19 protein-coding genes and 1 pseudogene are annotated in these 18,210 nt (G+C 69.2%); 12 read left to right on the top strand and 8 right to left on the bottom strand.

Features of this window, described 5'->3' with window-relative positions:
* Nucleotides 1-81: 81 nt before the first annotated feature.
* The 4 genes from ABIC66_RS03030 to hrcA form a co-directional block, all read right to left on the bottom strand.
* Entirely contained in the window at nt 82-2,028 is a 1,947-nt protein-coding gene (locus ABIC66_RS03030) for a S9 family peptidase (RefSeq protein WP_354067905.1), read from the bottom strand.
* 142 nt (nt 2,029-2,170) lie between these two features.
* Entirely contained in the window at nt 2,171-3,289 is a 1,119-nt protein-coding gene (gene dnaN / locus ABIC66_RS03035; RefSeq protein WP_354067906.1) for a DNA polymerase III subunit beta, read from the bottom strand.
* A 146-nt stretch (nt 3,290-3,435) separates the two neighbouring features.
* Nucleotides 3,436-4,074, bottom strand: coding sequence for a nucleotide exchange factor GrpE (gene grpE, locus ABIC66_RS03040; RefSeq protein WP_354067907.1), 639 nt, complete (start codon nt 4,072-4,074; stop codon nt 3,436-3,438).
* Between the two features lie 12 nt (nt 4,075-4,086).
* A complete protein-coding gene (gene hrcA / locus ABIC66_RS03045; protein ID WP_354067908.1) occupies nt 4,087-5,163 on the bottom strand; it encodes a heat-inducible transcriptional repressor HrcA in 1,077 nt (358 codons plus the stop codon).
* Between the two features lie 150 nt (nt 5,164-5,313).
* Between hrcA and rph the strand changes: the two genes are divergently transcribed.
* The 3 genes from rph to ABIC66_RS03060 all read left to right on the top strand — a co-directional run bounded on the left by rph (nt 5,314) and on the right by ABIC66_RS03060 (nt 7,861).
* Entirely contained in the window at nt 5,314-6,030 is a 717-nt protein-coding gene (rph, locus tag ABIC66_RS03050) for a ribonuclease PH (RefSeq protein ID WP_354067909.1), read from the top strand.
* Between the two features lie 64 nt (nt 6,031-6,094).
* Entirely contained in the window at nt 6,095-7,072 is a 978-nt protein-coding gene (locus tag ABIC66_RS03055; RefSeq protein ID WP_354067910.1) for a S1C family serine protease, read from the top strand.
* 3 nt (nt 7,073-7,075) lie between these two features.
* Nucleotides 7,076-7,861 carry a retropepsin-like aspartic protease family protein gene (locus ABIC66_RS03060; RefSeq protein ID WP_354067911.1) on the top strand — a complete coding sequence of 262 codons (786 nt, stop codon included), beginning with the start codon at nt 7,076-7,078 and terminating at the stop codon, nt 7,859-7,861.
* Here ABIC66_RS03060 and ABIC66_RS03065 read toward each other — a convergent pair.
* The 4 genes from ABIC66_RS03065 to ABIC66_RS03080 form a co-directional block, all read right to left on the bottom strand.
* The gene (locus ABIC66_RS03065) at nt 7,858-8,097 is read right to left on the bottom strand and encodes a helix-turn-helix domain-containing protein (RefSeq protein WP_354067912.1); all 240 of its coding nucleotides are present in this window, start codon (nt 8,095-8,097) and stop codon (nt 7,858-7,860) included. The genes ABIC66_RS03060 and ABIC66_RS03065 overlap by 4 nt on opposite strands.
* Before the next feature lie 17 nt (nt 8,098-8,114).
* The gene (locus ABIC66_RS03070; protein ID WP_047413646.1) at nt 8,115-8,648 is read right to left on the bottom strand and encodes a DUF2975 domain-containing protein; all 534 of its coding nucleotides are present in this window, start codon (nt 8,646-8,648) and stop codon (nt 8,115-8,117) included.
* Between the two features lie 92 nt (nt 8,649-8,740).
* Nucleotides 8,741-8,857: a hypothetical protein gene (locus ABIC66_RS03075; protein ID WP_354067913.1), complete on the bottom strand. Its 117-nt coding sequence runs from the start codon at nt 8,855-8,857 to the stop codon at nt 8,741-8,743.
* A 174-nt stretch (nt 8,858-9,031) separates the two neighbouring features.
* Nucleotides 9,032-9,637 (bottom strand): glutathione S-transferase N-terminal domain-containing protein, encoded by a 606-nt coding sequence (locus ABIC66_RS03080; RefSeq protein ID WP_354067914.1) that lies wholly within the window; start codon nt 9,635-9,637, stop codon nt 9,032-9,034.
* Nucleotides 9,638-9,664: 27 nt separating this feature from the next.
* Here ABIC66_RS03080 and rdgB point away from each other — a divergent pair, with 27 nt between their 5' ends.
* From rdgB to ABIC66_RS03125, 9 genes and pseudogenes are all read left to right on the top strand, one after another.
* Complete coding sequence (gene rdgB / locus ABIC66_RS03085) at nt 9,665-10,267, top strand: RdgB/HAM1 family non-canonical purine NTP pyrophosphatase (protein WP_354067915.1); 603 nt, start codon at nt 9,665-9,667, stop codon at nt 10,265-10,267.
* The gene (hemW, locus tag ABIC66_RS03090) at nt 10,260-11,402 is read left to right on the top strand and encodes a radical SAM family heme chaperone HemW (RefSeq protein WP_354067916.1); all 1,143 of its coding nucleotides are present in this window, start codon (nt 10,260-10,262) and stop codon (nt 11,400-11,402) included. Before rdgB ends, hemW begins: the two co-directional genes overlap by 8 nt.
* Nucleotides 11,403-11,439: 37 nt before the next feature.
* Complete coding sequence (rsmI, locus tag ABIC66_RS03095; RefSeq protein WP_354067917.1) at nt 11,440-12,312, top strand: 16S rRNA (cytidine(1402)-2'-O)-methyltransferase; 873 nt, start codon at nt 11,440-11,442, stop codon at nt 12,310-12,312.
* Nucleotides 12,312-12,719 carry a YraN family protein gene (locus ABIC66_RS03100; protein ID WP_354067918.1) on the top strand — a complete coding sequence of 136 codons (408 nt, stop codon included), beginning with the start codon at nt 12,312-12,314 and terminating at the stop codon, nt 12,717-12,719. The genes rsmI and ABIC66_RS03100 overlap by 1 nt, the downstream gene beginning before the upstream one ends.
* A 1-nt stretch (nt 12,720) precedes the next feature.
* Nucleotides 12,721-13,536, top strand: coding sequence for a SirB1 family protein (locus ABIC66_RS03105; RefSeq protein WP_354067919.1), 816 nt, complete (start codon nt 12,721-12,723; stop codon nt 13,534-13,536).
* Nucleotides 13,533-13,895, top strand: coding sequence for a hypothetical protein (locus ABIC66_RS03110; RefSeq protein WP_354067920.1), 363 nt, complete (start codon nt 13,533-13,535; stop codon nt 13,893-13,895). Before ABIC66_RS03105 ends, ABIC66_RS03110 begins: the two co-directional genes overlap by 4 nt.
* Nucleotides 13,896-14,002: 107 nt before the next feature.
* Complete coding sequence (gshB, locus tag ABIC66_RS03115; RefSeq protein ID WP_354067921.1) at nt 14,003-14,956, top strand: glutathione synthase; 954 nt, start codon at nt 14,003-14,005, stop codon at nt 14,954-14,956.
* 108 nt (nt 14,957-15,064) lie between these two features.
* Nucleotides 15,065-16,595: pseudogene (locus ABIC66_RS03120) on the top strand (YifB family Mg chelatase-like AAA ATPase).
* 36 nt (nt 16,596-16,631) lie between these two features.
* Nucleotides 16,632-18,188, top strand: coding sequence for a response regulator (locus ABIC66_RS03125; protein ID WP_354067922.1), 1,557 nt, complete (start codon nt 16,632-16,634; stop codon nt 18,186-18,188).
* Nucleotides 18,189-18,210 lie beyond the last annotated feature (22 nt).

The following is an 18,210-nucleotide window of genomic DNA, read 5'->3' on the forward strand; positions in this document are numbered from 1 at the left end:
TCGTTGTGTTTCACAGGCGGCGGCTCGCGTTTCACGACGCAGCCGCCCCGATCGAGATAGCGAGCGAAAGGGCTAAGCTTCCTATTTCGCGCCATCCAGCCCCAGCACCTTCCGCAGGAACTGGGTCTCGACCTCGCGGCGGCGGTCGTTGTTGGCCTTCTTCAGGAAGCCGTGGCCCTCGTCCTTGAACTGCACGTACCAGGTCTCGATCCCTTGGCCGCGCAGCTTGGCGACGACCTGGTCGGATTCGGACTTTGGCACGCGCGGATCGTTCCAGCCTTGCATGACCAGCATCGGCTTGGTGATCTTGGACACGCTGTTCATCGGCGAGATCGTCTCGAAGGCCTTCAGCATCTTCGGGTCGCGCTCGTCGCCGTATTCGGCGCGGCGCAGGTCTCGGCGATAGGCCTCGGTGTTCTGCAGGAACGAGACGAAGTTGCTGATCCCATAGCGCTCGATCCCGCCGGCCAGCCGGTCGGAATAGTGAGTCATCACCGCCAGCGACATGTAGCCGCCGTACGACTGGCCATAGACCACCACCCGGTTCGGATCGAGGTCGGGCTGGGTCTTGATCCAGTCCAGCAGCGCGCCGATGTCCTTGACCGAGTCCTCGCGTTTCTCGGCGTTGTCGAGATTGAGGTACGTCTTGCCGTAACCGGTCGAGCCGCGAACGTTGGTGACGATCACCGCCGCGCCCAGCTCGGCCACCGTGTGCTGGTGGAAGGCGTTGAAGGTCGGGCGCGACTGCCCCTCGGGGCCGCCGTGGATGTCGATGATCACCGGGGCCCGGTGGCCAGCGGCCAGCTTAGGTCGATAAACAAAAGCCGGGATCGAGCGCTTGTCGAACGACGGGTAGCGGATCAGCTCCAGCGTCGTGAGGGCCTTGGCGTCGAGGCCGCCCAGCTCCGAGGCCGTCCAGCGTTCCAGCTTGGCGTCGGTCACGCCCCAGCTCCAGGCGTCGCTGGCGGCGGTCGGGGTCGCCAGGCTGAAGCCCAGCTTCGACCCGTCGGGCGAGAAGGCGATCCCCGAGACCACCCCGGCCGGCAGGTCCGGCTGCGGCAGGGCGCGGCGGGTGCGAAAGTCCTGGACGACCAGTTTCGAATAGCCGTCCTCGTTGACGACATAGGCCAGGATCCGGCCGTCATCGGACAGGGCGAAGTCCTCGACGTCCCACGGACGCTCACCCGAAAGGCTAACCTTAGCGCCCGTCGCTAGGTCGATCTGCACCAAGCGCGTGAAGTCCGAGCCTTCGTCAGAAAGCAGCAGCACGCTTTTGCCGTCCGGCGTAAACTTGCCGCCGCCATAGGCGATCTTGGTCTTGGCCGGATTGAACTCGGTCAGCTTGCCGGTGGCGATGTCGAGCAGCCAGTACCTGGACTCGTTGATCGAGAAGTAGCGGCCCAGCAGCACCGTCTTGCCGTCCGGCGACACCGCGACCGGCGAGACCTGACCCTGACCCTTGTAGATCACCTTCGCCCCGCCGGACGGATCGCGCATCAGCACGTCGTAGTCGGCCGAACCCTTCACCGCGCGCGACCAGACCAGGACCGAACCGTCCTTAGACCAGGCCGGCGACTGGTTGCGCGTGCCGGGTTCGGTCAACTGAACGACCTTGCCGTCGGCGTCGCGCGTGAACAGCTGGAACCACTCGTCGCCGCCGGTGTCCTTCGAGAACAGGATCTTGCCGTCCGGCAAGGTGTGGGCGCTGGCGACGGGCTCGTCATAGAAGGTGATCTGGCTGCGGTCGGCTCCAGGCGCGGCGACCACGTGCAACTGGTTGGTGTTGCCAAAGCGGGTGGTGATGACCATGCCGCCGCGCCCATTCACCCCAGCGGGCGCCCAGTCGTCGAACGCGGCCGAGCGGGCGTTCTGATAGCGAGCCAAGCCTTCGCGGATCGAGGCCGGCGCGACCGGCACGTTCTCGAGGATCTGGCTGCCGATCTCGCGGCGCTCGACCGATTGCGCGAGCGCGGGCGTCGTCAGGGTGAGTGCGATCAGAGCCGCGCCGACGAATAGGCCAGATTTCATGATCCCCTCCAAACATCGCTCATCCCCGCCAAAGCGGGGACCCAAGCCAAGCTCGGGATTTCGCGCCGCGCGCCCCACGATCCTCAGCATGGGTCCCCGCTTTCGCGGGGATGAGCGGATTATGGGGAGATCAAGGGTCCGATCAGACCCGCAGCGGCATCAGCACGTATTTCACGCCCGGATCGACCGGATCGACCACCAGGGTCGGGCTGGCCGGATCGGCGAAGCGGAACTCGGCCTGCGGCCCGGCGATCTGGCCGCAGACGTCCAGCAGATAGCGGGCGTTGAAGCCGATTTCGAAGGGCTCGCCGTCGTAGTCGACCTCGACCTCTTCGACGGCCTGGCCGGCTTCCATGTTGCGGACGGTCAGGGTGATGCGGCCCGGCTCGACGGCCAGCTTCACCGAACGGCTCTTCTCGGCCGAGATGGTGGCGACCCGGTCGACGGCCTTGGCGAACAGGTCGTTGTCCAGCGTCAGGATCTTGGCGTTGTCGCGCGGGATGACGCGCAGATAGTCCGGGAAGGCGCCGTCGATCACCTTGGAGGTCAAGGCGGCCGCGCCGAACTCGAAGCGCACCTTCTGCGGCGATAGCTGGACATCGACGTGCTCGCCGGCCGATTCCATCAGGCGGCGGGCTTCGGCGATGGTCTTGCGCGGCACGATCACGCCCGGCAGGCCGACCGCGCCCTCGGGGGCCGGCATCTCGGCCAGGGCCAGGCGGTGGCCGTCGGTGGCCACGGCGCGCAGCTTGGTCTCGCCGCCCTCGTTAACCGTGTGCAGATAGAGGCCGTTCAGATAATAGCGGGTCTCTTCGGTCGAGATCGCGAAGCGGGTCTTGTCGATCAGGCGGATCAGTTCGTTGGTGTCGACCGCGATGCGGTTCGACAGGCCGTCGCTGCTCATCACCGGGAAGTCGCCGGCCGGCAATACCGGCAGATTGAAGCGCGAGCGGCCGGCTTGGATCACCAGGCGGGGGTCGTCGCCGCTGAAGCTCAGCGAGACATCGGCGCCGTCGGGCAGCTTGCGGACGATTTCATAGAGCGTGTGAGCCGGCGCGGTGATCTGGCCGGGGACATCGATCTGGGCCAGGCCCTCGTCGATGATCTCCATGTCCAGGTCGGTGGCCGAGAACGACAGCGTGCTGCCGTCCGCCGACAGCAGGATATTCGACAGGATCGGGATGGTGTTGCGCCGCTCGACGACGCTCTGCACATGCCCCAGCGCCTTCAGGAGCGCCGCCCGTTCGATCGTAAGCTTCATAATGCGGTCCAGATCGCGCGGGCGCCCATGGGGAATCGCCCGCTACCCCCGTTGAGAATGGACCGCCGACATTATCGCAAAGCGCGAAGGGGGAAAGGGGGCGCGCCCGTCATTTCGCGCGCGCCCCGGTATCAAAAACGCCGAGTTCAGGCTTTCGTGTCGAACGCGCCGCCCGAGTTGTCGCCATCCGCCCCGGCGCCGGCATACGGATTGGCTGCGGCACCCGCCTGTTCGGGCGAAGCCGGACCGGTCGAGCCCTTGGCCGCCACGGCGACCATGGCCGGACGCACCAGACGGCCCATCAGCTCGTAGCCGGCCTGCAGCACGGTGATCACCCCGCCGGCGGCGACCTCGGTCGACGGCTGCTCCATCACGGCCTGGTGCAGGTGGGGATCGAACTTCTCGCCCTTGGCCGGGTCGATCTTCTTGAGGCCGTTGCGTTCGAAGGCGCCTTGCAGCTCCTTCTCGGTCATCTCGATTCCGACCACGAAGTTCTTCACGACCGCGTCGGTCGAATCCTTCGGGCTGTGAGCGGTGGCGCGCGACAGGTTGTCGGCTGCGCCCAGCAGGTCGCGGGCGAATTTCTGGATCGCGTAGGCGCGCGCGTCGTTCATCTCGCGCTCGGCGCGGCGCTTGGTGTTCTCGGCCTCGGCGGCGTAGCGCAGGGCCTGCTCCTTCAGAGCGGCCACTTCCAGCTTCAGCGCCTCGATTTCCTGCGCGGCCCCATGGGAGCCATCTTCGCCTTCGAACGGCATCTCTTCCGCCGGCGTTTGCTCGTCGGTCATCTCGTACAGTCCTTATCCATCCATCATCCGACCGAGCACCCGGGCGGTATAGTCCACCAACGGAATGACTCGGGCGTAGTTCAATCGCGCCGGACCGATCACGCCGATCGCGCCCAGCACCTTCTGACGGCCCGTCATATAGGGCGCCGCGATCACCGAGGAACCCGAAAGCGAAAACAGGCGCGTTTCGGCCCCGATATAGATGCGAACGCCCTCGGCGTCGCGCACATCGTCGAGCAGGCCGATCAGCTGGCCCTTCTGCTCGAGGTCGTCGAACAGCTGGCGGACGCGGTCGATGTCCTCGCGGGCCCGGGCGTCGGCCAACAGGTTGGCCTGGCCCCGCACGATCAGCGAGCGGGCGTCGCCCTCGCCGCCGCTCCAGGCGGCCAGGCCGTCCTCGACCAGGCGCGCGGCGGTCTCGTCCAGCTGACGACGCGCGAAGTCGAGCTCGGCGCCCATCTCGGTCCGCGCCTCGGATAGCGTGCGCCCACGCAGGCGGGCGTTGAGAAAGTTGCTGGCCTCCTGCAGGGCCGAGGGCGTGACGCCGGGCGCCTGCCGCATCAGCCGGTTCTCGACCTGGCCGTCCTCGAACACCATGACCGCCAGCACCTGGCCGCCGCCCAGCGGCACGAACTCCACGTGCTTGACCCCGCCCTCGCGGACGGGCGTGACCACGATCCCGGCGCCGCCGGCCAGGCCCGACAGCACCGACGAGGCCTCGGCCAGGGCTTCCTCGAACGAGCGGCCCTTGACCGCCAGCCGCGCCTCGATGGCCCGCTTGTCCTGTTCGGCGATGTCGCCGACTTCCAGCAGACCGTCGACGAACATCCGCAGGCCGGCATGGGTCGGCATCCGGCCGGCGCTGGTGTGGGGCGCGTCCAGCAGGCCCAGATGCGCCAGATCCTGCATGGTGTTGCGGATCGAAGCCGGCGACAACGCCAGCCCGGCCCGCGACAGGGTGCGCGAGCCGACGGGGTCGCCGGTCTCCAGATAGGATTCGACGACCCGTCGAAAGATGTCGCGGGCGCGGGCGTCCAGTTCGCCGAGCGCCGGCGCGGGAACGATCGGTCCTCGGAACGGTGGCGTCATTTCACGACCCTAGGCGACGGGTGGTCACGAGGCGTGTCGTTTGGGACCCGGTCGGCGAACAAAAGCGGTCGGCCTCTTTCATGTACAGCTATCAATAGGATAAGCGGCCACCCACACACATTCAAATATCCTCGCGACCAGGAGTTTCCCATGCGCCCGTCCGAACGCGCCCCCGACCAGCTGCGCGCCGTCACGCTGGAAACCGGCGTGAACCGCTATGCCGAGGGCTCCTGCCTGATCTCGTTCGGCCACACCAAGGTCCTGGTCACCGCCACGGTCGAGGAAAACGTCCCCGGCTGGATGCGCAACAAGGGCGCCGGCTGGGTGACCGCCGAGTACGGCATGCTGCCCCGCGCCACCCACACCCGCGGTCGCCGCGAGGCCGCCGCCGGCAAGCAGAGCGGCCGCACCCAGGAGATCCAGCGCCTGATCGGCCGCTCCTTGCGCGCCGTCGTCGACCTGAAGGCGCTGGGCGAGCGGCAGATCAGCCTCGACTGCGACGTCATCCAGGCCGACGGCGGCACCCGCACCGCCGCGATCACCGGCGCTTGGGTCGCCCTGCGCCTGGCGGTCAACTACCTGCTGCAGGAGGGCGTGCTGAAGGCCGACCCGATCCTGGGCCAGGTGGCGGCCGTCTCGTGCGGCGTCTTCAAGGACACCCCGGTCCTCGACCTCGATTATGAAGAGGACAGCAGCGCCGAGGCCGACAGCAACTTCGTGCTGACCGGCGTGGGCGACATCGTCGAGATCCAGGCCACCGGCGAGAAGCGCGGCTTCACCCGCGCCGAGTTCGAGTCGCTGTACGCCCTGGCCGAGAAGGGCATCAACGAACTGTTCGCCCTGCAGCGCGCGGCGATCGGCGCTTAAGGCTTCCCACTTGTCCGAACGGGGTATCGGTCCCAGATTCCTGTCTCAAGGTTAGGAGTCTCGCGTGACCACCCCGTTCGAAGGCCATGAAGTCGAAGCCCGTCTGCGCCCCTCGGCGGAGGCTTATCGCTTCGATCTCGACCATGTGCTGGCCTCCATGGTCGCCCTGGAGGCCCAAGTCCCCGCCGACGCCTATACGGCCGCCATCCTGGGGACCGAGCGCGTCGGCAACGGCGTGGTCGTCGGTCCCGGCGGCCTCGTCCTGACCATGGCCTATCTGATCACCGAGGCCGAGGAGGTCGTGCTGACCCGCAACGACGGGCGGCGCGTGCCGGCCCACGTTCTGGGCCTGGACGTCCGCTCGGGCCTGGGCCTGGTCCAGGCGCTGGAGCCCCTGGACCTGCCGGTGATCACCATCGGCAGCGCCAAGGATCTCGACGCCGGCGCCCCGATCATCGCCGCCGGCGCGGGCGGTCGGGCCCATGCCGTGGCCGGCCAGGTCCTGGCCCGCATGCCGTTCGCCGGCTACTGGGAATATCTGCTGGACGACGCCATCATCACCGGCCCGGCCCATCCGCACTGGAGCGGCGCGGCCCTGATCGGCCCCAAGGGCGACCTCGTGGGCCTGGGCTCGCTGACCCTGGAAGGTCGCGACGGCCGCGGGGAGGCCAAGCCGATCAACATGTTCGTGCCGGCCGAGCTTCTGCCGCCGATCCTCGACGAGCTGGCCCGCGGCCAGGCCCCGCACCCGCCGCGCCCGTGGCTGGGGATCTTCGCCCAGGAGATGGAGAACCACGTCGTGATCATCGGCATCTCGCCCAAGGGCCCGGCCGCCCGCGCCGAGCTGCGGGCCGGCGACCTGATCCTGGCCGTCGACGATTGGCCGGTCTCCAACCTCGCCGAGTTCTACGAGAAGCTCTGGAGCCTAGGCGACGCCGGCGTCACCGTGCCGCTGAAGATCCTGCGCGAAGGCGACGCCTTCGAGGTCGAGGTGCGCTCGATGGACCGCGCCACCCTGCTGAAGAAGCGGCGGTTCAACTAGGGCATGACGACGCCGCGCGGGCCTTGGGATCCCTCCGAACGCACCGCGCCGCCGACGCCTGGTCCGGTCCCGCGCCATCGCCTCTGGCTGTGGCTCGCCCTGCTGACGGCGGTGGCGCTGATCGCGCTGGCCCTGGCGCGCGCTTTTCCCGAGGCGATCCGGACCAGCGACGACAAGGCCAGCCTCTTCTACCAGCTGGGCCTGGTGGTGCTGGTCTCCACGGCCCTGCTGCGCGGGATGCGCGGCACGATCGGCCAGCATCTGAAGTACGCCGCCCTGTGGGCCGGTATCATCGCCGTCCTGGCCCTCGGCTACGCCTATCGCGCCGAGCTCTCCGACGTACCGCAGCGCCTGAAGCTGGCTTTCAATGTCGGGACCCCGGTCCAGGTCGCCGAGCGCACCCTGGTCGTGCCGCAGGGCGAGGACGGGAGTTATGTCGTCGACGGCCTCGTCAATGGCCAGCGCGTGCGGTTCATGGTCGACACCGGCGCGACCCAGACGGTGCTCAGCCCTGACGACGCCCGCCGCCTCGGCCTCCCGGTCGATACGCTCGACTATGGCTATGAGGCCGAGACCGCCAACGGCAAGGGCTACAGCGCCGCCTACGACACCCGCAGCCTGGCGGTGGGGCCGATCAAGCTCGAGGGCTTCCGGGTGATGGTCAACAAGGCCCCGATGAGCGGGTCGCTGCTGGGGATGAGCTTCCTGCAGCGCCTGGACGCGTTCGAATTCCGCGACCGGCGGCTGACCCTGAAGTGGCGCGAGGACGAGAAGGGGCGGGCCTACTAGCCTTCCACGTCCTCGTCATGCCCGTCCGCCGGGCCGTATTCGAAGGTCAGCAGGTCGCCCGGCTGGCATTGCAGCTCGCGGCACAACGCGTCCAGGGTCGAGAATCGGACGGCGCGGGCCTTGCCGGTCTTCAGGATCGAGAGGTTGGCGATGGTCACGCCCACGCGGTCGGAAAGCTCGGTCAGCGACATGCGGCGTTCCAGCAGGACACGGTCGAGATTCACGCGGACAGGCATGCGGCGATCGCTCCGGGTCAGATCGTGAGTTCGGCTTCGCGGCGAAGGCGCGCGCCCTCGCGGAAGACCTCGGCCAGGACGAAGACGACCAGCACCGAGAACCAGGCGGTCAGGGTGAAGCTGTCGTCGATGACCTTGGCCTTGGGGGCCAGCCAGCGGGCCATGCCTGAAAAGACGTAGCGGCCGACCTCCAGCCCCGCCAAGACGAGGCCGATCAGGCGAAGGCGTACGACGTTGTCGGGATGGAAGGGGTCGCCGGCGGTCAGGGTGGCGAAGATCTTGCGCAGCCGCTCGACGATGACCATCCAGCCACCCAGCAGCAGCGCCCAGGCGGCCAGGGCGCCGGCGAACAGCGGTCCATTGCGGCTGACGGCCTCGACGGCGTCGCTGATCGGCAACATCGAGGCCAGGAGTTCGGGATTGAAGCTGAACAGCAGGGCGACCAGCGTGAACAGCGACAGCAGGCTCACGAAGATCCATAGCCCGACGTAGATCACGTCGAGGATGATCTTCAGGAAACTCGATACGGAGCCAGGCCCTAAGGCGCGCATGGCTGCTCCCCAACAGCGACGCTAAGCAACATGCCCCGCGTCGCGGGAGGCGTCAAAAACCCGGGTGTCTCCCCCGAAAAACCCAGTCCAGCCTAGAGCGTCTGCACCACGAACGCGACAGCCGACACCGGCACGGCCACGATCAGGGCGGCGGTGATGACGGTCATGACGACCTTGTCGGCGAGGCGGAACAGGCGGGCGGCGGACATCTTGTTTTCCAGTTTGAGAGACGTGGCCCCTTTTCGAGGCCTGACGGGAGCCGAGACATTCGACCCCTCGCCACAGTCAACAGATAGGGGACGATTTCCGTTCCGCCAATCTTGTTTATCGAGAAACGATATTAAACTTTGGCAATGATGCCTGTGGACAAGGAACAGTTGCCGTTAGGTCACAGTGGCGTGGGTGGCGACCATCGACGTTCGTTTCGACACCCGTTCGAACCACTCGGAAAGCGCCGGCCGGTCGGGCCGCCAAGCGCTGACCTGGCGGACGTCCTGATAGGCCAGTTGCACCGCCACGGCGATCTCACCGATCTCGAAACGCTCGGCCGAGAGCGTCCCGTCGCGGACGGCGGCCTCGAACAGATCCAACGCGGCGTTGACGGCCCGCAGCTGACGCTCGAACAAGTCCTTCCGGTGCTCGCTCTCGGGCCGCATTCGTTCGCGGACGACCAGCACCGAGGCATCGCCCATGCCGTCGGCGGCGGCCTCCAGGGTCAGGGCGCGGCGGCGGAGCGGCTGCTCGGCCGGGATCAAGCGCGGCGTGGCCAGGCCGTCGACGAAATCGACGATGACGCCGGAGTCGAAGATCGCCTCGCCGTCGTCCAGGATCAGGGCTGGAACCTTGCAAAGCGGGTTCTGGATCCGAAGGCTCTCGTCCTGGAATGGCGCGACGATCTCCAGGGAGAACAGGTCGAAAAGGCCCTTTTCCATGGCCAGCACGCGAACCTTGCGCGCAAACGGCGAAATTGGGGAGTAAAGGAGCCGCATCAGGTGATTTCCCCCGGAGTTGTAGAGATGGCGCTGAAGCTTGAAATGGGAACGAAGCTCGTGGCCGCCACCCACAATCCGGGCAAGGTGCCCGAAATCGCCGCCCTGCTGGACGGTCGCTTCGAGATCGTCACCGCCGGCCAGCTCGGCTTGCCCGAGCCGGACGAAACCGAGAGCACCTTCGTCGGCAACGCCCTCCTGAAGGCCCGCCATGCCGCCGACCGCTCCGGCCTGCCCGCCCTGGCCGACGACTCCGGCCTGTCGGTCAAGGCGCTCGACGGCGCGCCGGGTATCTATTCCGCCCGCTGGGCCGGCCCCGCCAAGGACTTCGCCATGGCCATGGACAAGGTCGCCGAACGAATCGAGGCGACTGGCTCGGAAGACTTCTCGGCCTGGTTCACCTCGGCCCTGGCCGTGGCCTGGCCGAACGGTCCGGCCGTGGTGGTCGAGGGCCGGATCGACGGGACCCTGGTGTTCCCGGGCCGGGGGACGCGCGGCTTCGGCTACGACCCGATCTTCATCCCGGAGGGCCACGATACGACCTTCGGCGAGATGGAGCCGGCCGCCAAGGACGCCATGAGCCACCGCGCCCGCGCCTTCGCCAAGCTGAAGGCGGCGCTGTTTGAGTAACGGTCTCGGCGTCTACGTCCACTGGCCGTACTGCGCGCGCATCTGTCCCTATTGCGACTTCAACGTCGTCCGCGATCGGGGCAAGACCGCCGAGCAGGCGGCCCTGGCGGACGCCATCGTCGCCGACCTGGAGGCCCAGCGCGCCCTGACCGGCGACGAGCCCCTGCTGTCGATCTTCTTCGGCGGCGGCACCCCGTCGCTGATGGATCCAGCCCAGGTCGCCCGGGTGATCGAGACCGCCAAGCGGCTGTGGCCGCCCGCCGCCGACCTGGAGATCAGCCTCGAAGCCAACCCGACCGACGCCGAGGCCGACCGCTTCGCCGCCCTGGCCGAGGCCGGGGTCCAGCGCCTGTCACTGGGCGTCCAGGCCCTGGATGACGCCTCGCTGCAGGCCCTGGGCCGCAACCACGACGCCGGCGCGGCCCGGCGGGCGATCGCGGCGGCGGCCAAGGCCTTCCCGCGCCTATCCGTCGACCTGATCTACGCCCGGCCGGGTCAGACCGACGCCGCCTGGCGCGCCGAGCTCGCCGAAGCCATCGCCATGGGTCCCGAGCACGTCTCGCCCTATCAGCTGACCATCGAGGCCGGCACCGCCTTCGACCGCGCGGTCGGGCGCGGAACCCTGAAGGTCCCCGACGAGGACTTGGCCGCCACCCTGTTCGAGACGACTCAAGAGGTGCTGGAGGCGGCGGGATTCGACGCCTACGAGGTCTCCAACCACGCCCGGGGCGAGGCCGCTCGCTCGCGCCACAACCTCGTCTACTGGCGCGGCCGCGACTATGTCGGCGTCGGCCCCGGCGCGCACGGTCGTCTGGCCCTGCCCGAAGGCCGCGCCGCCACGCTCGCCCATCGGGCCATCAAGGACTATGTCGCCGCCGTCGACGCGACCGGGTTCGGCTTCGCGCGCGAGATCCTCACGCCCGAGGAGGCGGCCGAGGAGCGCCTGGTGCTGGGCCTGCGCATCGATGACGGCGTCGGCTTCGACGAGTTGACCGCGCTGGGCCTGACGCCCGACGCCCCCAAGGTCCGTGATCTGGTCGAAACCGGCCTGCTCGCCGACGACGCCAAACGATTGCGCGCGACCCGCATTGGGCGTCTCGTACTCGACCGGCTGACAGGCGCGCTCGCGACCTGATATGCCTGCGTCGGACAGTCGAAGGGACACTCCCACGTTGAGCCGCCAGCTTCCCCCGCCAGCCCTGTCCGACGCGCCCCTGGCGCCCGGCCTCTACCTGGTGGCGACGCCGATCGGCAATCTGCGCGACATCACGCTGCGAGCGCTCGACGTCCTGGCCGCCTGCGACGTGCTGCTGGCCGAGGACACCCGCGTCACCGGCAAGCTGCTGGCGGCCTACGGCATCCGCACCAAGCTGGAACGCCACGACGAGCACGTCGCCGAGCGGGCCATCCCTCGCATTCTCGAACGGCTGGAGGCCGGCGAACGCGTGGCCCTGGTCTCCGACGCCGGCACGCCGATGGTCTCGGATCCCGGCTACCGCCTGGCCCGCGAGGCGATCGCCGCCGGCCACCCGGTGATCCCGATCCCCGGCGCCTCGGCGGCCCTGGCGGCCCTGACCCTGGCCGGCCTGCCCACCGACCGCTTCCTGTTCGCCGGCTTCCCGCCGCCCAAGAGCGCCGCGCGCCGGACCTTCCTGGAAGAGTTCGCCAACACCCGCGCCACCCTGATCTTCTACGAGGGCGCCTCGCGGGTCGACGACTGCCTGGCCGACATGGCCGCCGTGTTTGGCGGAACGCGTCAGGCCGCCGTGTGTCGCGAACTGACCAAGCTCTACGAGACCTGCATCCGCGGCTCGCTCGCCGAACTGGCCGCCGACCCGCGCTTCGAGGCCCCCAAGGGCGAGATCGTCATCCTGGTCGGGCCGGGCAGCGAGAAGGTCGCCACCGTCGACGACGCCGAGGCCGCCCTGCGCGAGGCCATGGCCCGCCTGCCGCTGGGCGAGGCCGCCTCGGAAGTCGCCAAGGCGCTCGGCCTGTCGCGCAAGGATCTCTACCGCCAGGCCCTGGCCCTGAAGGAGCAGGCCTGATGGCCGCCGGCGCCCGCCCGGTCCGCACGCGCCAGGCCAGCGGCGCGGCGGCGCGCAAGCTCGGTCGCCGGGCCGAGGTGCTGGCGGCGCTGTGGCTGATGGCCAAGGGCTATCGGATCCTGGGGTTCCGCCTGGCGACGCCGCTCGGCGAAATCGATCTCCTGGCGCAACGCGGACGCATCCTGGCCGTTGTCGAGGTCAAGCAAAGAACGACGATCGAGGACGCCCTGGACGCCGTGACGCCGACCCAGCGCGACCGACTGCGCCGCGCCGCCGCCCATGTCAGCGCGCACCGAACCGGCCTGCGCGACCTCTTTGTGCGCCTCGACCTGATCGCCCTGGCGCCAGGCCGGGCCCCGCGTCATCTCCCGGACGCCTGGCCGGATGGCCTCGGGATGGGGACGTGAAATGACCCGCGAAGAAGCCGAGGAGATCCTGATCAAGGCGGGCGAAGGCCCCGACGAGTCGTTCCCCCTGTTCCAGGCCGCCCTGGCCTGCGCCGTCCACGACGACCCCAGCCGCGACACCGCCCCGGCCGTCGCCCTGGCCCACGACGCCGTCGACCGTCTGCGCCGTCGCGCCGAGGCCGAGTCGCCCGAGGAAGCGGTGGCCGAGACCCTGGCCGGCGATCTGCGCCTGACCGGCGATGTCCTGACCTACGACCACCCCGACAACGCCGACATCATCGCCATCGCCGAACGCCGCAAGGGCCTGCCGGTGGCCTTGGGCGTCTTCTATCTGCACGCCGCTCGCGAGGTTGGATTGGAGCTGTACGGCGTCGACTTCCCCGGCCACTTCCTGCTGCGCATCGAGACCGAGGAGGGCCCCCTCGCCTTGGACCCGTTCAGCGAGGGCCGGGTGGTGCTGCCGTCGGAGCTGTCGCGTCGGGCCCTGCGCACCGGCCTGATGCCCGACGTCGCCTCGCGGCTGGAGCTGTTGATGGCGCCGATCTCGGATCGCGCCGTGTTGATCCGCCTGCAGAACAACATCTTCGCCCGCGCCCAGCAGGCCAAGGACTGGCCCCGCGCCGAGCGCTCGGCCCTGCGCCGCGCCTTGCTGAACCCGAACGACCACCGCCCGTGGATCGACGTCGCCGCGGCGCGCGAGGGTCAGGGCGCTCTGGCCGGGGCCCTGCAGGCCCTCAACCGCGCCCAGACCCTGGACGGCGGCGCGGCCATCGCGGCCCGGGCGGCGCGCGAACGCATGCGGTTGCGGCTAAATTGACGCCGACCGACGACACGCTCGTCGCCGCTCACAAGCACTGCGCGCGGCATCAGCGAGAGGTGATTGAAAGCACCCTATGTGGCTGCTTCTATTGCCGCGAAATCTTCCTCCCGGCCGAGATCGAGGACTGGCTCGACGACGAACTCCCGACCGCGCTCTGCCCGCGTTGCGGCATCGACTCGGTCATTGGCGACGCTTCGGGTTTCCCGGTGGCCGACAAAGCCTTCCTAGGCGTTATGAACGTGTACTGGTTCCAGAGGACGGTCTCTTCCAACGGGCTCTACGCTCGACAAGTCCGCCAGAAGGCGAAGTGGGCGTGGCTGGCTGTCCGTGATTGGTTCGCCGGTCTTGGCCGCTGACCCTTGCCAGGCGTAGCGGAAGAGCCCTCGCAATCCTGTTATTCGGACTTAACTAGACAGTCGCCGCCCTCTAGTGCTGGGGCGCGTACAGAACCCCAGGAGCCCCCATGTCGCTGCGAGTCGCCGTCCAGATGGATCCCGTCCTGGGGATCAACATCGACACCGACACGACCTTCCTGATGATGATGGAAGCCCAGTCTCGCGGCCACAAGCTGTGGTTCTACACGCCCGACAAGCTCTCGCAGGAGGACGGCCGGGTGTTCGCCCGCGCCCAGTCGCTGGAGCTGTTCGCCGAGAAGGGTGCCCACGCCAAGCTGGGCGAGACCGTGCTGCTGGACATGAAGGACGACGTCGACGTGGTGCTGATGCGCCAGGATCCGCCGTTCGACATGGCCTACATCACCGCCACCCACTTCCTGGAGAAGGTGCATCCTCACACCCTGGTCGTGAACAACCCGGCCGAGGTGCGCAACGCGCCCGAGAAGCTGTTCGTCACCGACTTTCCCGGCGTGCAGCCGCCGACCTTGATCACCTCGGACCACGAGGCGATCTACGACTTCCGCGCCCGCCACGGCGACATCGTGCTGAAGCCCCTCTATGGCGGCGGCGGCTCGGGCGTGGCGCGGCTGCTGGCCGACGACCCCAACCTCGACGCCCTGCTGGAGTTGCACGCCATGATCGGCCGCGAGCAGGTCATCGCCCAGAAGTTCGTCCCGGCCGTCAGCAAGGGCGACAAGCGCGTCCTGCTGGTCGACGGCGAGCCGATCGGGGCGATCAACCGCGTGCCGGCCACCGGCCAGGTGCGCTCCAACCTGCGGGTCGGCGGCCGCGCCGAGGCGGTGGAGCTGACCGCCCGCGACCTGGAACTCTGCAAGATCATCGGCCCCGAATTAAAGCGTCGTGGACTGATCTTCGTCGGCATCGACGTGATCGGCGAGTACTTGACGGAAATCAACGTCACCTCCCCCACCGGCGCGCAACAGCTGAAGCGCTTTACCGGCATCAACGCCGCCGCCCTACTCTGGGATCGCATCGACGACATTCGCCGCAACGGTGGGTAACTCTGCGGAACGACCGCGATTTCCCGAAACGTTCGTTTTTCGTTCTTGCTCCATTTCGCGAGCTATGCTGTGTCTTGTGGATAAAGTCATTATCCATGAGGCACTTGGATGGCCGCCAAGGTCGTCACCGTCGCGTTCGAAGGCGTCGAGGCCCGGCGGGTCGATGTCGAGGTGCAGCTGACCACCGGCCAGCAGGCCTTCGTCATCGTCGGCCTGGCCGACAAGGGCGTCGCCGAGAGTCGTGAACGCGTGCGCGGGGCCTTCGCGGGGCTCGGCCTCTCCCTGCCCGGCAAGCGCATCGTCGCCAATCTGGCGCCGGCCGACATGCCCAAGGAAGGCGCCCATTTCGACCTGCCGATCGCCCTGGCGGTGATGGCGGCGCTGGGCGTCATTCCGCTGGACGCGCTCGACGGCTGGGCGGCCATGGGCGAGCTGTCCCTGGACGGACGGATCGTGCCGGCCGCCGGAGCCCTGCCGGCGGCGATGGCGGCCGGAGCCATGGACCTGGGGCTGATCTGCCCGGAGGGCTCCGGACCCGAGGCGGCTTGGGCGGGCGGGACGCGGATCCTGGCCCCGCGCTCGCTGGTCTCGCTGATCAATCATTTCCGGGGCAGCCAGATCCTGTCGGCTCCGACGCCGGGCCCGATCGTTGAAGGCGAGCGGCCCAAGGACCTGCGCGACGTCAAGGGTCAGGAGCACGCCAAGCGGGCCCTGGAGATCGCGGCCGCCGGCGGCCACAACCTGCTGTTCGTCGGCCCGCCCGGCTCGGGCAAGTCGATGCTGGCCCAGCGCCTGCCCGGCCTGTTGCCGCCGCTGACCTCCAGCGAGCTCCTAGAGACTTCGATGGTCCATTCGGTGGCCGGCTTGATCGCCCGTGGCAGCTTGACCCGCTCGCGGCCATTCCGCAGTCCGCACCACAGCGCCAGCATGGCCGCCCTGACGGGCGGCGGGCTGAAGGCCAAGCCGGGCGAGGTGTCGCTGGCTCACAACGGCGTGCTGTTCCTCGATGAGCTGCCGGAGTTCGGCGTCCAGGCTCTGGACAGCCTGCGCGCGCCGCTGGAGACCGGCGAGGTGATGGTCGCCCGCGCCAACGCCCACGTCCGCTATCCGGCCCGGGTGCAGCTGGTCGCGGCGATGAATCCCTGCCGCTGCGGCCACGGCGGGGCCGGGCGCGGCGCGTGCGGCAAGGCTCCGCGCTGCCAAAGGGACTATCAGGGCCGGGTTTCGGGCCCGCTGATGGACCGCATCGACCTGGCCGTCGACATGCCCGCCGTCACCGCCGCCGACCTCTCCTTGCCGCCGCCCGTCGAAGGCTCGGCCGAGTTCGCCGCCCGCGTCGCCCGAGCGCGGGTCCTGCAGCTGGATCGCGCCGAGGACCTGGGCGCACTGGACGGCCTAAATGGCCGCGCGGAAGGCGCGTTCCTCGAAAAGATCGCCGGCCTGGACGAGCCCGGCCGCGCCCTGCTGGCCCGCGCCGCCGGCCGGCAAGATCAGCGCCCGGGGCTGGACCCGGGTGCTGCGCCTCTCACGCACTATCGCCGACCTGGAAGGCGCGCCGACCGTCAAGCGCGTCCACGTCGCCGAGGCCCTGGCCCATCGCCGCACGACGACGCCGGGCGAGGAAACGGCGCCGGCTTGACCGCCCGTTAAGTCGCGCCCGGTAGGCTCGATCTCCATGAGCGACTTCAAGACCAAAGATGGGCGACCCGGCGTCACGCCCGAGCAGTTGGCCACCCTGAGCCACGAGTTCCGCACCCCGCTGAACGGCGTGCTGGGCATGGCGCGCCTGCTGGAAAACACCAAGCTGACGGCCGAGCAGCGGTCGTACGTCACCGCCCTGCGCGAGAGCGGCGACCACCTGCTGTCGCTGGTCAATGACGTGCTGCACTTCGCCCGCCTGGGCGCGGCCTCGATCGAGCTCAGCCTCGCGCCCGTCGAGATCGAAGGCCTGCTGCGCCAGGTCGCCGAGCTGATGAGCCCGCGCGCCCACGAGAAGGGCGTCGAGATCGCCTGGGCCGTGCCCTCGCCCCTGCCGACCATCCGCGCCGACGAGGGCCGGCTGCGCCAGATCCTGCTGAACTTCGCCGGTAACGCCGTGAAGTTCACCGAGGCCGGCGGCGTCATGCTGACGGCGACCGCCACCGAAGACGGCCACATCCGCTTCTCGGTGGCCGACACTGGACCGGGTGTCGCGCCCGAAGCCCGCGCCCGCATCTTCGAGGCCTTCGTCCAGACCGACATCACCCACGCCACCCAGCTGGGCGGGGCCGGGCTGGGCTTGGCCATCGTCGCGCGGCTGTCGTCGGCCATGAACGGCGAGGTCGGGGTCGGCGGCGAGCTGGGCCAGGGCGCCGAGTTCTGGTTCGAGGCGCCGTTCGAGATCACCGCCCCCGCCGTGCGGGCCGCGCCCTTGGACGGCAAGACCGTCGCCGTCGCCTCGCCCAACGCCATCGTCCGCGCCGCCACCGTGCGCCAGATCGAGGCCGCCGGCGGCCGCGCCTTCGCCGCCGTCGATGTCGCCTCCGCCCTGCTGGGCGCGCCGGCCGACGCCGTGCTGCTGATCGACGCCGCCTTGGCCGGTCCGCGGGGCGCGTTGAAGCCGCCCTCCGGCCGCAAAGCCGTGGTGCTGCTGACGCCCGAGCAGCGCGATCGCATCGACCGCCTGAAGGCCGCCGGCTTTTCGGGCTATCTGATCAAGCCGTTGCGCGCCGCCTCCCTCGTCGCCCAGGTGCTGCAGGCTGGCGCGATCCAGGGCGAGGACGGGGCGATCGCGGCGGACGCTCCCGCCCACGACGACCGCATCGCCGGCGCGGTAGCCCACGGCGTGCGCGTGCTGCTGGCCGAGGACAATCCGATCAACGCCCTGCTGGCCCGCACCCTGCTGGAACGCGAGGGCTGCAAGGTCGACCGCGTCGCCGATGGCGAGCAGGCGGTGGCCGCCGCGGTGGCCGGGGCCTACGACCTGATCCTGATGGACTTGCGCATGCCGGGTCTGTCCGGGGTCGAGGCCGCGCGCGCGCTGCGGGCGAAGGGCGTGGCCGCCCCGATCGCCGCCCTGACCGCCGACGCCTTCGACGAGGACAAGCGCGCCTGCCTGGCCGCTGGCATGGACGACTTCCTGGTCAAGCCCCTCACCCAGGAAGCCCTGCGTGACGCCTTGAAGCGCTGGACGACTGGAGGGGCCGCGAGCGGCTGGACGAAATCCTCGGCGCGGGCCAAGGTCGCCTCCTGATTTCGGAGGGGGACCGCGCTCG

The sequence above is a fragment of the Caulobacter sp. 1776 genome (assembly GCF_040545685.1).
GTDB lineage: Bacteria > Pseudomonadota > Alphaproteobacteria > Caulobacterales > Caulobacteraceae > Caulobacter.

Excerpts from the sequence above, each read along its gene's own strand:
- ABIC66_RS03030 (WP_354067905.1), bottom strand. The coding sequence starts at position 2,028 with ATGAAATCTGGCCTATTCGTCGGCGCGGCTCTGATCGCACTCACCCTG.
- dnaN (WP_354067906.1), bottom strand. The coding sequence starts at position 3,289 with ATGAAGCTTACGATCGAACGGGCGGCGCTCCTGAAGGCGCTGGGGCAT.
- grpE (WP_354067907.1), bottom strand. The coding sequence starts at position 4,074 with ATGACCGACGAGCAAACGCCGGCGGAAGAGATGCCGTTCGAAGGCGAA.
- hrcA (WP_354067908.1), bottom strand. The coding sequence starts at position 5,163 with ATGACGCCACCGTTCCGAGGACCGATCGTTCCCGCGCCGGCGCTCGGC.
- rph (WP_354067909.1), top strand. The coding sequence starts at position 5,314 with ATGCGCCCGTCCGAACGCGCCCCCGACCAGCTGCGCGCCGTCACGCTG.
- ABIC66_RS03060 (WP_354067911.1), top strand. The coding sequence starts at position 7,076 with ATGACGACGCCGCGCGGGCCTTGGGATCCCTCCGAACGCACCGCGCCG.
- ABIC66_RS03065 (WP_354067912.1), bottom strand. The coding sequence starts at position 8,097 with ATGCCTGTCCGCGTGAATCTCGACCGTGTCCTGCTGGAACGCCGCATG.
- ABIC66_RS03070 (WP_047413646.1), bottom strand. The coding sequence starts at position 8,648 with ATGCGCGCCTTAGGGCCTGGCTCCGTATCGAGTTTCCTGAAGATCATC.
- ABIC66_RS03075 (WP_354067913.1), bottom strand. The coding sequence starts at position 8,857 with ATGTCCGCCGCCCGCCTGTTCCGCCTCGCCGACAAGGTCGTCATGACC.
- ABIC66_RS03080 (WP_354067914.1), bottom strand. The coding sequence starts at position 9,637 with ATGCGGCTCCTTTACTCCCCAATTTCGCCGTTTGCGCGCAAGGTTCGC.
- rdgB (WP_354067915.1), top strand. The coding sequence starts at position 9,665 with ATGGCGCTGAAGCTTGAAATGGGAACGAAGCTCGTGGCCGCCACCCAC.
- ABIC66_RS03100 (WP_354067918.1), top strand. The coding sequence starts at position 12,312 with ATGGCCGCCGGCGCCCGCCCGGTCCGCACGCGCCAGGCCAGCGGCGCG.
- ABIC66_RS03105 (WP_354067919.1), top strand. The coding sequence starts at position 12,721 with ATGACCCGCGAAGAAGCCGAGGAGATCCTGATCAAGGCGGGCGAAGGC.
- gshB (WP_354067921.1), top strand. The coding sequence starts at position 14,003 with ATGTCGCTGCGAGTCGCCGTCCAGATGGATCCCGTCCTGGGGATCAAC.
- ABIC66_RS03125 (WP_354067922.1), top strand. The coding sequence starts at position 16,632 with ATGAGCGACTTCAAGACCAAAGATGGGCGACCCGGCGTCACGCCCGAG.